Consider the following 12148-nt stretch of genomic DNA (forward strand, 5'->3'; position numbering starts at 1 on the left):
CTCAAAAACCAATATGAAATATGACTACTTTGATTTATTCTTACTTTTAATTCGGATAAATCGTTTTAGTCGTATATTTTGTATAAGTAGTAATATTCCACTTAAACAAAAAAGTACGCTGGTTGCTGCAAAACTAATAAGCAGCGGATTATTAAAATCCTCTCGCTCATCGTAATCCATAATATGTAACATCCAAAAAAAGTCGAAAATTCGCCAGAGTGTGCTGCGAACGGTGACAACTCTGCCGTTATTTTCTGACAAGTACAGTGTTGTGTTAAATGTGTCGTCAAATTGTACCTGCCAAACATTGGTTTTATATCCAACTTCTCGCATACCTTGCTTTAGCAATACAGCGCTTGTCACTTGAGCATCAATAAGTAAGTGTGCTTTAGCATTTGCGGTAATTTGTATTTTAGTTGGCGGCTCAAAAGGCCGGCCTGTTATACCGTTAAAGCTTTGCTGTTCATCTTTATTTATAACTGTAATTATAGGTGTGGTTAAGAAGTTCTCAAAAATTATTTGTGTTGGATTAGCCACCTGAGATGCAATATCGTCAAGGGAGGCAACATAATCAGCTTGCGTAAATGGGTTATTAAGAGTGCGTGTTGCAAGATGCTTCCCATGAACTTTATCAAGAGGGATAGCGCTCATTACTAAACCACCTAATAGCCAAGCTAAAATTTGTAATGCTAATAAATAACCTAACCATTTATGTAACTTGCGAGCATGTTTAAATATTTTTTTATTCATGTTTTAGTCTTATTATTTTTAGAGGCTAGTTTATTACATTAATGAGATAAGTTACTGCGACATTTTGTCGCAGTTTAAACTATAGCTTACTGTAATCATTTAAAAATAAAAAAGATTACACTTAAATTGCTAACATGATTTATTTGTTTAATTGAGCTGAATGTTTGATATCTAGCTAGCTTTAAATGCTAATAAATACTTAAAAGCTGCGAAATATCCATATAAAGTGGTTAATAGAGCATAGTTGATTTGGTATAACGGTAAAACTGCGTTAAAGTTTGCAATGAAATTATTAGAGGATAAATACGAAACGATGTCGGAAATTCAATTTTTAAATGTAGATCTTGAGCTTGAATCAAAGCAAGATATTAGTTTGCTAGTGGCGGACTTGAAAAAAGTCGCTACGATTTTACATTATGACAAAGACGAATACCGTCAATTAGCGCGTATTGAAGCAACAGGTGTAGTAAACACGCCTGACAAAGCAATAAACCATATATGTGAGCTTATTGAATCGTGTTCGCGTAACGCGCTAAAGCAATGGTTAAGCTGTTCACGTAGAACGTTTGATATTGGTTTTGAATCAGGCACTTCTCCTAAGTGCTTTAATCAAGCCTTAGATGCAGATACATTACTACGTATATCTGCGATTGGTGCGGGTATGGAAATTACAATTTACCCAATCGAAAAGTAACTATCTTCGCTCTACGACTGCTGCGGTCATTTTAGATACGCAGCACAGCTCATTGCGGCTATTTGTAATTTTTATTTCCCATACTGAACTACGTTTACCGATATGAAATGCTCTTGCCGTGGCTGTTAAAGTGCCGTTACGAGACGCTTTTAAATGACTTGCGCTAATTTCCTGTCCCACGCAGTAAAATTTTGTAAAATCGACAACAAAGTTAGCTGCATAGCTGGCAACTGTTTCGGCAAGTACAACGTTAGCACCGCCGTGAACCATCCCCATTGGGTTATGATGCTCAGGAATTGCTGGCATTGTGGCAACCAAGTAATCATCGCCAATCTCTGTGATTTCTATCCCCATAGTTTTCATCAGCGTACCTTGACCATTTATACCTTCATCTAGCTGTTTGCAAAACTCTAAAGTAATAGGTTGATACCAAATACTCATAATGACTCCTTTGCTTTTTTTATCATTTATAAACTTAGTTTTAGTTATATCCCTAAAATGTACACAAGTGAAATTACTTTGGCTATTTTAAGGCTTAATTTAAATTTGCGATTTTTATTTAACTGTATATACTCACAGTTAAATGTACTGTATGGAAAACCAGTTGTATGCGACCATTAACGAACCGCCAAGCTCAAATACTCGAACTAATTAAAGTTTTTATTAAAGACACTGGTATGCCTCCTACACGTGCTGAAATAGCGCAAACATTAGGTTTTAAAAGTGCCAATGCTGCTGAAGAACATTTAAAAGCACTTGCTAAAAAAGGCGCCATTAAAATGAAGCCAGGTGCAAGCCGTGGTATTCAGTTAATTGAAGAAGAAGAGCCAGAACAATTAGGTTTACCGCTTATAGGGCGTGTTGCTGCTGGTTCACCTATTTTGGCGCAAGAGCACGTTGAAAGTCACTGCAAAATCGATCCATTAATGTTTAAACCGGCTGCAGATTTTTTACTACGCGTTAACGGTATGAGCATGAAAGATATTGGTATTATGGATGGTGATTTACTTGCTGTACATCGTACTCAAACCGCTGAAAACGGACAAGTTGTTGTTGCCCGCTTAGACGAAGACGTAACTGTAAAACGTCTTGAGAAAGCAGGTCGTAAAGTATTACTTCATGCTGAAAACGACGATTTTGAATCTATTGAAGTAGATCTTGAGAATGAGTCTTTTAATATTGAAGGCTTAGCCGTTGGCGTTATAAGAAACGCTGATTGGATGTGACTTTAAAAATAGCTTTTAAACAAGCAGTTTTATAAATGCGTACTAATTAGTACGCATTTTTGTTTTAAAATTCGTACTAAAATAGGGCGTAAACAGCCCACTGACTATTCAACCTGTAAACTTTTTTGCACTTATAATTTCCCCTCCAAATGCGTTAAACCCCTTTGTTTTTCTCATCTTTTGAACTTCCTGTTGCCTAGCTAGTTGCTGATTTTTTGTTAATTACCCAATTACAACCTGATTGTTTTTTATACTAAAACTTGCTTGTTGTTCATTTTTTAGCTAATTGTTAATGTGCTGAGCTAATAATAACTCACAGCTTTTTAGTTTTGAGAACACACAATATACACAAACACGTTGTTGGCGCAGCAAAACCAATCAATATTAAATGAGATTGGCTAAAAAAATAAAAATAACGAATTGGCGTTTAAGCCGTATGCCTCTTCGCTTTGCATTCGCAATAGCATCAAAGGAGCCACCACATGGGTAAACTGACCTCTACCTTGTGGCTTATATTATGTGTTTTTTCGCACCCAGTTTTGGCTAACAGCCAATACAATATGCGCAAAGGCGTAACCGATATAAGCAATAATGTATATCAGCTGCACATGACTATATTTATAATATGTTGTGTGATTGGGGTGATAGTGTTCGCAATTATGTTCTGGGCACTTATTCATCACCGTAAATCTAAAGGGGCTGTACCTGCCCAATTTCACGAAAGCACTAAAGTAGAAATACTTTGGACTGCAATTCCGTTTGTTATTTTAATTGCTATGGCAGTACCAGCTACTAAAACCCTAATTGCAATGGAAGATGCCAGCAAAGCTGATCTCACTATTAAAATTACAGGTTCACAATGGAAATGGCATTATGAATATATGGGCGAAGATGTAGAGTTCTACTCTATTTTATCTACCCCGCAAGATGAAATCGCTAATCTTGCAGATAAAAATCCTAACTACTTACTTGAGGTTGATAAACCTCTCGTACTGCCAATAAATCAAAAAGTACGATTTTTAATGACTTCTGACGATGTTATCCACTCTTGGTGGGTACCTGATTTTGCAGTTAAAAAAGATGCGAATCCCGGCTTTATAAACGAAACATGGACGAACATAAACGAAGAAGGTACTTACCGAGGCCAATGTGCTGAGTTGTGTGGTAAAGATCATGGCTTTATGCCCGTTGTGGTGGTTGCTAAATCTGAGGCTGATTTTAAAACATGGCTTGCAGATGCAAAGCAGGCTAAACAAAAAGCAGCATTAGCAGATGCCGCATTACTTGATAAAACCCTCCCAAAAGAAGAATTAATGACTTTAGGCGAACAAGTATATATGGCCAATTGCGCTGCATGTCATCAGCCCACTGGCATGGGATTACCGGGTGTATTTCCTGCACTTAAAGGCAGCCCGATAGTGCTTGGCGGTATAAAAGATCACATTGATGTAGTTATCCATGGACGACCTGGTACGGCAATGCAAGCATTTGCCAAGCAGTTATCTATAAAGCAATTAGCAGCGGTTATTACTTATAAACGTAATGCGTGGGGTAATGATACGGGTGATGTTATTCAACCGAGTCAAATACAGGCAGCACTTGATGCCAAAGTGGAGGCGAACTAATGAGTAGCATAGTAGAACAACCTAACGCCAATGAAGCTCATCATGCTCATCACCCAGCTAAAGGTTTTAAACGCTGGCTTTACACAACTAATCATAAAGATATAGGTAGTTTATATTTAATTTTTTCGCTGACCATGTTCTTAATTGGTGGTGGAATGGCCATGGTGATCAGAGCTGAATTATTTCAACCTGGTTTACAGTTGGTCGACCCTCACTTTTTTAATCAAATGACCACAGTGCATGGTTTAATTATGGTGTTTGGTGCGGTTATGCCGGCCTTTACAGGCCTTGCTAATTGGATGATACCGCTAATGATTGGCGCGCCAGATATGGCATTGCCAAGAATGAATAACTGGAGCTTTTGGATTTTACCGTTTGCATTTTTAATCCTATTGGCATCGTTATTTATGCCTGGTGGGGGTCCTGCATTTGGTTGGACTTTTTATGCACCACTGTCCACAACATACAGTAATGATAATACTGCATTGTTTGTATTTGCCGTACATATTATGGGGATTAGCTCAATAATGGGCGCAATCAATGTGATTGTAACCATAGTGAACTTACGTGCCCCCGGCATGACATGGATGAAGTTGCCCTTATTTGTATGGACGTGGTTAATTACTGCTTTTTTATTAATAGCGGTAATGCCTGTGCTTGCAGGGGCTGTCACTATGGTACTTACCGATAAGTACTTTGCGACCAGCTTTTTTGATGCCGCAGGCGGTGGCGATCCGGTGATGTTCCAACACATTTTTTGGTTTTTTGGTCACCCCGAAGTATACATAATGATTCTTCCTGCCTTTGGCATTATATCTACAATAGTACCTACCTTTTCTCGTAAAAAACTTTTTGGCTATGCCTCAATGGTATACGCCACATCCTCCATAGCACTATTGAGCTTTATTGTATGGGCTCATCATATGTTTACCACTGGGATGCCGGTCGCTGGCGAGTTGTTTTTTATGTACGCGACCATGCTTATATCGGTACCTACAGGCGTAAAAGTATTTAATTGGGTTGCCACAATGTGGAAAGGCTCAATAACTTTTGAAGTGCCAATGCTTTTTAGTATTGCGTTTATTGTGCTGTTTACCTTAGGTGGTTTTTCGGGATTGATGCTGGCAATTACACCTGCTGACTTTCAATATCACGATACTTATTTTGTAGTGGCGCACTTTCATTATGTATTAGTAACAGGGGCCGTATTTTCGATAATGGCAGGGGCTTATTACTGGTTGCCCAAGTGGACGGGCAATATGTTTAATATCACGTTAGCCAAATGGCATTTTTGGCTATCACTGGTGAGCGTGAACGTACTGTTTTTTCCTATGCATTTTGTAGGGCTTGCCGGTATGCCGCGTCGAATTCCCGATTACGCACTCCAATTTGCCGACTTTAACGCAATCATAAGTATTGGTGGATTTGCCTTTGGTATATCGCAATTGTTGTTTGTAGCTGTGGTAATTAAATGTGCACGCGGTGGCGATAAAGTACCTGCAAAAGTATGGGAAGGGGCAGAAGGGCTTGAGTGGGAAGTTGACTCTCCAGCGCCATATCATACTTTTTCTAAGCCGCCGGTAATCAAGTAATGACACACGCACCGCTACTCAAACGTTTGGTACTTATTTGCATAGGCATGTTTGCCTTTGCCTTTGCTTTAGTACCTTTGTATGACGTGTTTTGCGACGTAACAGGGCTTAATGGAAAACCTTCGCTTGAGCAAGCAGAGCAAAGTACGCAAATAATACAAAACCGAGAAGTTGGCGTTAGTTTTACTACTCACGCGCAAAGAGGTGCACCGTTTGAAGTTAAATCAAAAGAATACAGTGTTGTGGTAAAACCCGGTGCAATGCGTGAAGTAATGTTTAGTGCTAAAAATAACAGCAACCTAGATAAAGTAATGCAGGCTGTACCATCAGTCTCGCCAGGTAAAGCGGCAAAGTATTTACATAAAATAGCTTGTTTTTGCTTTGAACAGCAACCTCTAAAAGCAGGGGAAGAACTTGAATTTAAATTGCTTTTTTATGTTGATACCGCACTGCCAAGCGACATTGAAGAATTAACTTTATCTTATACCGTATTTGATATTAGTGAACAGCTGGTGGCAAGTAATAACTAGCTTTTTAAACTAGTGTGAAACTAGGAGTAAATAAAATGAATCAAGAATATGAGCATTATTATGTACCAGAGCAAAGCCCGTGGCCTATTGTGGGCGCTGTTGCATTGTTTTTTATTGCAGTAGGGGCGGGCTTAACAGTTATGAGTGTAGGCAAAGAAGGGGGGAGCGGGGTTTACCTGCTTTATGCCGGTATTGCTGTGCTTGTGTATATGTTGTTTAGCTGGTTTAAAAATGTAATTAGTGAGTCGGATCAAGGTTTGTACTCAGCACAAATGGATCGCTCTTTTAGGCAAGGTATGAGCTGGTTTATTTTTTCTGAAGTTATGTTTTTTATGGCCTTTTTTGGTGCGCTTTTTTATGCACGCGTATTGTCGGTACCTTGGCTTGGAGGCGCAGGCAATAATGCAATGACCAATGAAGTATTATGGCCAACTTTCGAAGCTGTTTGGCCGCTAGTTTCAACACCTGCAGGCGAAACTACTCAAGCTATGGGCTGGCAAGGTTTACCGCTTATTAATACCTTAATACTGCTTACTTCTTCAGTTACTCTTCATTTTGCCCATGTAGCGATGGAAAACAATAAACGTACTCCACTTAAAGTTTTTTTAGGCGCTACTATTTTATTGGGTGTTTGCTTTTTAGGGTTACAAGTTGAGGAATATATTCATGCGTATAACGATTTAAACTTAACGCTAGATGCAGGTATTTACGGTAATACGTTCTTTTTACTGACAGGTTTTCATGGCATGCATGTAACCCTTGGAACCGTACTTTTATTTGTAATATTTTTACGGATATTAAAAGGGCACTTTACTAAAGATAAGCATTTTGCTTTTCAAGCAGCGGCTTGGTATTGGCACTTTGTTGATGTGGTGTGGCTGTGTTTGTTTGTATTTGTATATGTGCTGTAGCGTTTATTGGCGAATTATTTGCTTTAATAAAACCAAGTTTAAGCGCTGCAATAACAACAACTAAAACAACGACCGAAAACAATACGCGACGACCTAAAAAGTGAGACATAGGTCGTCCCCCAGTTTTCCCTGACACCATAATAAACAATGCTCTAAATAAGTTAAAAAGTATAAATATTAACAACAGTACGATAATAATTTTAATAATCACTGAGTTGACCCTTTATGCAGTTAGTTTTATGGCACAAACAAAAGCTTAGTTCACTAATCACACTTTGTATGGTTGTGGTTGTTGTACTTGTGTGTGTGCGACTAGGGTTTTGGCAGTTGGAGCGAGGTGAGCAAAAGCAGCAGCAACTAACCGCTATTGCTAAGCAACAGACTCGTGGTGTGATGAGCTGGTCTCAATTACTTAACCTGCCTGATAGCTGGAACAAAACAGGTGTATTGGTTGAGTTGAAAGGGCAGTTTGTACAAAACCAATATTGGCTTTTAGATAATCAAGTTTATAACGGGCAAGTAGGGTACGACTTACTTGCTTTACTAAAGCCAGACAGCGAAGAAAAAGTGATTTTAGTTAATTTAGGATGGGTAAAAGCGCCTATATCTAGAGGTACACTGCCAAAGGTTACTCTGCCTACAGGTGTTTTTATTCTTAAAGCGCAAATAAAAGAAAATAACTTAAGTAGCTTTACGCTTGAAGATAAAACTACAAATAACGACTTACCTAAAAGAATCCAATCTATCGACTTAAATATGCTGAGCACTCAAAGCCAGCAATCATTAATTAATTTTATGGCTTACAGACAAGGTACTGGTGATGAGATTGCAACACCTCATTATGAGGCCGTTGTTATGAGCCCTCAAAAACATAATGCCTACGCTGTGCAATGGTTTTTAATTGCTGTTGCATGTGCTGTTGTTGCTATTTTTGCGAGTAAAAAAAGGACACATAATGAAAAATAATCCCCTTTTGTTGTTTGTGGGTTGCTGCGCAATCCCATTAGTTTTGGCATATGGCGCATTAAAGTTTGATTGGTTGCCTACTGCAATTACTAATAATGGAGAGTTTTTAAGCCAAGAAATAAAACTTAAAAATTGGCCGCAAAATAATCCCAAGCAATGGACTATCGCACTTAATTATTCAAACGAATGTAACACCCCATGCAGCGAACAGCTCAATGCACTTAATAACTTATATGTGGCACTTGGTAAAAACCAAGGTAAGGTTGATATGGCTGTAATAGGAAGCCCCGACAATAAAAATCTACCATGGAAAATTATTACCGAGCAACAGAGTTTAAATCCTGCAAGTTTATATTTAATTGATCATATGGGGTTAGTGGTACTTGAATATCCCTTTAAGGCCGAGCCACAAGAAAACCGTTTAGTACAAAAAGGGTTATTAAAAGATCTAAAAAAATTACTTAACTATTCTCGTTCTAGCTAATTAAGTTGATCTTAAGTTGGAGTATCTGATGTATAAAAATTATAAAAACTTAGTATTAATAACAGGATTACTCGCTTTGATTGTAGTTGCTTTAGGTGCGTACACCCGCTTAAGCGATGCAGGTTTAGGGTGCCCTGATTGGCCTGGCTGTTATGGTTTTTTAACGGTACCTAAGCATGAGGCCGATATTGCTTTAGCAACTCAAAGCTACCCCGATATGATGTTCGAAACCGCAAAAGCGTGGAAAGAAATGATTCATCGCTATTTTGCAGGTACTTTAGGCTTACTTATTTTAGGTTTATTTGTGTTGGCTTTTTTAAAACGCCAATATCCAACTACGCCAGTTAAATTGCCTTTGGCTTTGCTTCTACTAGTGGTGTTTCAGGCTGCCCTTGGTATGTGGACAGTAACCATGAACCTTCAGCCTCTTATTGTAATGGGCCACTTATTAGGTGGCTTTAGTATTTTGTCACTTATAACACTTTTATATTTACGGCTAACCGCAAAACCTATTATGGGGGGCGATAGCGGCGCAAAACGCTATTTTGGTTTGAGTTTAGTAGCGCTTAGTGTGTTGGTTATCCAAATTGCACTTGGTGGTTGGCTGGCTGCAAATTACGCCGCTCCGCATTGTAGTGGTTTGCCATTGTGTAATTACGCACAACCGTTTTCATTGAGTAGCGTATTTCAATTACCACTTGAGCACAGTAATTATGAGTTTGGTGTGTTATCACAGCAAGCGCGTATGTCTATTCATTTATTACACCGCATTTGGGCGCTCGTTACTTGCATCGTTCTGGCATTAATTATGTGGAAAATATACAGACAAGCGTACTCTAAAAAAATTAAAAATTGTGTTGTGAGCGTATTACTTATCCTGCTGTGCCAAATTAGTTTAGGGCTTATTTTAATACATTGGCATATTCCGTTGGGAGTTGCACTGGCGCATAACTTGATGGCTGCCATACTGTTATTAAGCATGGTTAGGTTGTGTTATTACCTAAAATCACGCACATAAAGGGGAAATATGATGGCACTTATAATTGATAAAAAAATACTGCTACCCGTTAATACTCAATCGCTAATTTCGCGTACTCATAGTTTGCTGCAAGACTACTTAGCAATTAGTAAATTTAAAGTGGTAGCCATGCTGGTGCTAACAGCTTGGGTTGGTTTAGCGCTGGCTCCCGATGTGGGGCGCGGTATGGTCGTACAGTTTATTAGCTTGTTAGGTATAGGGCTACTTTCTGCTGCTGCAGCGGTTATTAATCATGTGGTTGATAGCGAGATAGACTCAAAAATGGCACGGACTCGTCATCGCCCTGTGGCTAAAGGGCGCTTAAGTAAAACACATGCGCTTAGTTTTGCAGCTGTTATTGGGGTTGCTGGCTTTATTATGCTGATGGTGTGGGCTAATGTCTTAACCGCTATATTAACGTTATTTGCATTGGTAGGTTATGCATTTGTTTATACATCATTTTTAAAGCGTGCAACGCCGCAAAATATTGTTATAGGTGGATTGGCTGGCGCAATGCCTCCATTATTAGGTTGGGTGTCAGAAACAAACCAAATGGCAGCAGCCCCTTGGTTACTCGTAATGATAATATTTACCTGGACCCCACCACACTTTTGGGCGCTGGCTATAGCACGAAAAAGTGATTATGAACGCGCTAAAATCCCTATGCTGCCAGTAACACACGGTATCGATTTTTGTAAAACGTGCGTCGTTGCTTACTCTGTTTTACTCGCTGTAGTTTGCGTATTGCCTTATTTAATTGGTATGTCTGGATTAATATATTTAATAGGTGCGTGTGTATTAAATGCAGTGTTTATATATAAAGCGGTTAAATTAAAAATTGCTGGAAATGATGAGGCTGCAATGGACTTATTTCGTTTTTCGATTATTCATTTAATGGTACTCTTTGTAATCTTATTTATAGATAAATGGCTCCCTTTATGAAGCAGTTATGGCTTGGATTAATTGTTATTTTAGTTTTGTTTTTATCAGCATGTTCAAATGAAAATAGCCGACCAGATGTAGATGCATTGATTTACGAAAATGCAAAGCCACTGTCTGATTTTACGCTAAACGATCAGCGCGGCGAATTAGTGACTAAACAACAATTTTTAGGGCAGTGGAATTTAGTATTTTTAGGCTATACAAGCTGTCCAGATATTTGCCCATTAACACTTGCTAAGTTAAATGCTGTTTATAAAAATTTACAAGCAGATTATCCGCTGCAAGTTTGGTTTTTATCGGTTGATCCAAAACGCGATACACCAGCTAAACGAAAGCAATATATAGATTACTTTAACCCTGATTTTTTAGCTGTATCAGGAGAGCATAAACACCTTTTTCCTGTTGTTCGAGAGCTTGGCTTAATTTACGCCATTAGCGATAGTAGTGAATCAGAATATGCAGTTGATCATAGTGCTTCGGTCGCTATGGTTGATCAACATGGAGCCGTAAGAGCTATTTTTAAACCCGAATTTAAACAAGGTAGTGTGCCATTAATTAATGCGACTACTTTAACTGAAGAGTTTAAAAAAATAGCTGATTACTACAAAAACTAGTTTTTACTTTTTAACAATTTTAAAGGAGCTTTAGGCTCCTTTTTTGTTTTTTAACGACAAGTTAAATTTAATTAAGCATTTTATGGCAATTTTAATAACTAGGGCTAAGCTTTTGTTATGAATTGAATTGACAGGGAATGCACTTACTTAATGCTAAAACTTCCGAGCGAACTTGCTATTTCGCAAGTTGAAACACTACATCAAGATTTACTACAAGAACTCAATAGCAACGATGATATCTGTCTTGATATTAACGATGTAATTTCTGCTGATACTGCCTCAATTCAACTTTTATGCGCCTTACAAAAGCACCTACTTACCATACAGCACAAAATAATATGGGTAGGCAGTAGCGAGGCCTTAACGCATACAATTAATAAACTTGGCTTAAGCCAATACTTAACAACCGAAAGTAAAAGTTAGGGGTATATATGAAAAAAATTTTAGCGGTTGATGATTCAGCATCGATGCGTCAGATGGTGAGCTTTACATTAAAAACTGCCGGGTTTGATGTAACCGAAGCTAAAGATGGTAGTGAGGCACTCGCTATTGCCAAACAGCAAGACTTTGATGCCGTTATTTCAGATGTAAATATGCCAATAATGGATGGAATTACATTAATACGAGAGCTGCGTACTTTACCGAGTTATAAATTTACACCACTACTAATGCTCACAACAGAGTCGGGTTTAGAAAAAAAAGTAGAAGGTAAAGCTGCAGGTGCAACAGGTTGGATTGTTAAACCATTTAATCCCGATCAGCTATTAGCGGTAATTAAAAAGGTTATTCGCTAGGG

Annotated in this window: 16 protein-coding genes; 13 read left to right on the forward strand and 3 right to left on the reverse strand. The window is 38.4% G+C overall.

Annotation, left to right across the window (positions count from 1 at the left end):
- Nucleotides 1–24: 24 nt before the first annotated feature.
- Nucleotides 25–750 (reverse strand): membrane protein, encoded by a 726-nt coding sequence (locus L656_RS0113765; RefSeq protein ID WP_024599637.1) that lies wholly within the window; start codon nucleotides 748–750, stop codon nucleotides 25–27.
- 313 nt (nucleotides 751–1063) lie between these two features.
- Between L656_RS0113765 and L656_RS0113770 the strand changes: the two genes are divergently transcribed.
- A complete protein-coding gene (locus L656_RS0113770; protein ID WP_008138697.1) occupies nucleotides 1064–1444 on the forward strand; it encodes a hypothetical protein in 381 nt (126 codons plus the stop codon).
- Here L656_RS0113770 and L656_RS0113775 read toward each other — a convergent pair whose 3' ends face one another.
- Nucleotides 1445–1885: a PaaI family thioesterase gene (locus L656_RS0113775; protein ID WP_024599638.1), complete on the reverse strand. Its 441-nt coding sequence runs from the start codon at nucleotides 1883–1885 to the stop codon at nucleotides 1445–1447.
- A 167-nt stretch (nucleotides 1886–2052) separates the two neighbouring features.
- On the opposite strand from L656_RS0113775, the gene lexA reads away from it, so the two are divergent.
- From lexA to L656_RS0113800, 5 genes are all read left to right on the forward strand, one after another.
- Nucleotides 2053–2670 carry a transcriptional repressor LexA gene (gene lexA, locus L656_RS0113780; RefSeq protein WP_007584941.1) on the forward strand — a complete coding sequence of 206 codons (618 nt, stop codon included), beginning with the start codon at nucleotides 2053–2055 and terminating at the stop codon, nucleotides 2668–2670.
- Nucleotides 2671–3152: 482 nt separating this feature from the next.
- Entirely contained in the window at nucleotides 3153–4295 is a 1143-nt protein-coding gene (coxB, locus tag L656_RS0113785) for a cytochrome c oxidase subunit II (protein WP_024599639.1), read from the forward strand.
- On the forward strand, nucleotides 4295–5887 hold the full coding sequence (gene ctaD, locus L656_RS0113790; protein WP_024599640.1) for a cytochrome c oxidase subunit I: 1593 nt from the start codon (nucleotides 4295–4297) through the stop codon (nucleotides 5885–5887). The genes coxB and ctaD overlap by 1 nt, the downstream gene beginning before the upstream one ends.
- A complete protein-coding gene (locus tag L656_RS0113795; RefSeq protein WP_024599641.1) occupies nucleotides 5887–6417 on the forward strand; it encodes a cytochrome c oxidase assembly protein in 531 nt (176 codons plus the stop codon). Before ctaD ends, L656_RS0113795 begins: the two co-directional genes overlap by 1 nt.
- Nucleotides 6418–6452: 35 nt before the next feature.
- On the forward strand, nucleotides 6453–7328 hold the full coding sequence (locus L656_RS0113800) for a cytochrome c oxidase subunit 3 (RefSeq protein ID WP_024595089.1): 876 nt from the start codon (nucleotides 6453–6455) through the stop codon (nucleotides 7326–7328).
- On the opposite strand, the gene L656_RS1000000123670 is transcribed toward L656_RS0113800, so the two are convergent.
- Nucleotides 7231–7539 carry a DUF2909 family protein gene (locus L656_RS1000000123670; protein ID WP_076914941.1) on the reverse strand — a complete coding sequence of 103 codons (309 nt, stop codon included), beginning with the start codon at nucleotides 7537–7539 and terminating at the stop codon, nucleotides 7231–7233. The genes L656_RS0113800 and L656_RS1000000123670 overlap by 98 nt on opposite strands.
- Nucleotides 7540–7553: 14 nt before the next feature.
- On the opposite strand from L656_RS1000000123670, the gene L656_RS0113805 reads away from it, so the two are divergent.
- The 7 genes from L656_RS0113805 to L656_RS0113835 all read left to right on the forward strand — a co-directional run bounded on the left by L656_RS0113805 (nucleotide 7554) and on the right by L656_RS0113835 (nucleotide 12146).
- Complete coding sequence (locus tag L656_RS0113805; protein ID WP_024599642.1) at nucleotides 7554–8294, forward strand: SURF1 family protein; 741 nt, start codon at nucleotides 7554–7556, stop codon at nucleotides 8292–8294.
- On the forward strand, nucleotides 8284–8778 hold the full coding sequence (locus L656_RS0113810; protein WP_024599643.1) for a hypothetical protein: 495 nt from the start codon (nucleotides 8284–8286) through the stop codon (nucleotides 8776–8778). The genes L656_RS0113805 and L656_RS0113810 overlap by 11 nt, the downstream gene beginning before the upstream one ends.
- A 28-nt stretch (nucleotides 8779–8806) precedes the next feature.
- Nucleotides 8807–9796, forward strand: a complete 990-nt coding sequence (locus L656_RS0113815) for a COX15/CtaA family protein (RefSeq protein ID WP_024599644.1) — start codon at nucleotides 8807–8809, stop codon at nucleotides 9794–9796.
- 12 nt (nucleotides 9797–9808) lie between these two features.
- A complete protein-coding gene (gene cyoE / locus L656_RS0113820) occupies nucleotides 9809–10738 on the forward strand; it encodes a heme o synthase (protein ID WP_024599645.1) in 930 nt (309 codons plus the stop codon).
- Nucleotides 10735–11352, forward strand: a complete 618-nt coding sequence (locus L656_RS0113825) for an SCO family protein (protein WP_024599646.1) — start codon at nucleotides 10735–10737, stop codon at nucleotides 11350–11352. The genes cyoE and L656_RS0113825 overlap by 4 nt, the downstream gene beginning before the upstream one ends.
- Before the next feature lie 150 nt (nucleotides 11353–11502).
- A complete protein-coding gene (locus tag L656_RS0113830; RefSeq protein WP_024599647.1) occupies nucleotides 11503–11775 on the forward strand; it encodes an STAS domain-containing protein in 273 nt (90 codons plus the stop codon).
- An 8-nt stretch (nucleotides 11776–11783) separates the two neighbouring features.
- Entirely contained in the window at nucleotides 11784–12146 is a 363-nt protein-coding gene (locus tag L656_RS0113835) for a response regulator (protein WP_024599648.1), read from the forward strand.
- Nucleotides 12147–12148 lie beyond the last annotated feature (2 nt).

The organism is Pseudoalteromonas sp. TAE56 (assembly GCF_000497955.1).
In the GTDB taxonomy this organism is placed as follows: domain Bacteria; phylum Pseudomonadota; class Gammaproteobacteria; order Enterobacterales; family Alteromonadaceae; genus Pseudoalteromonas.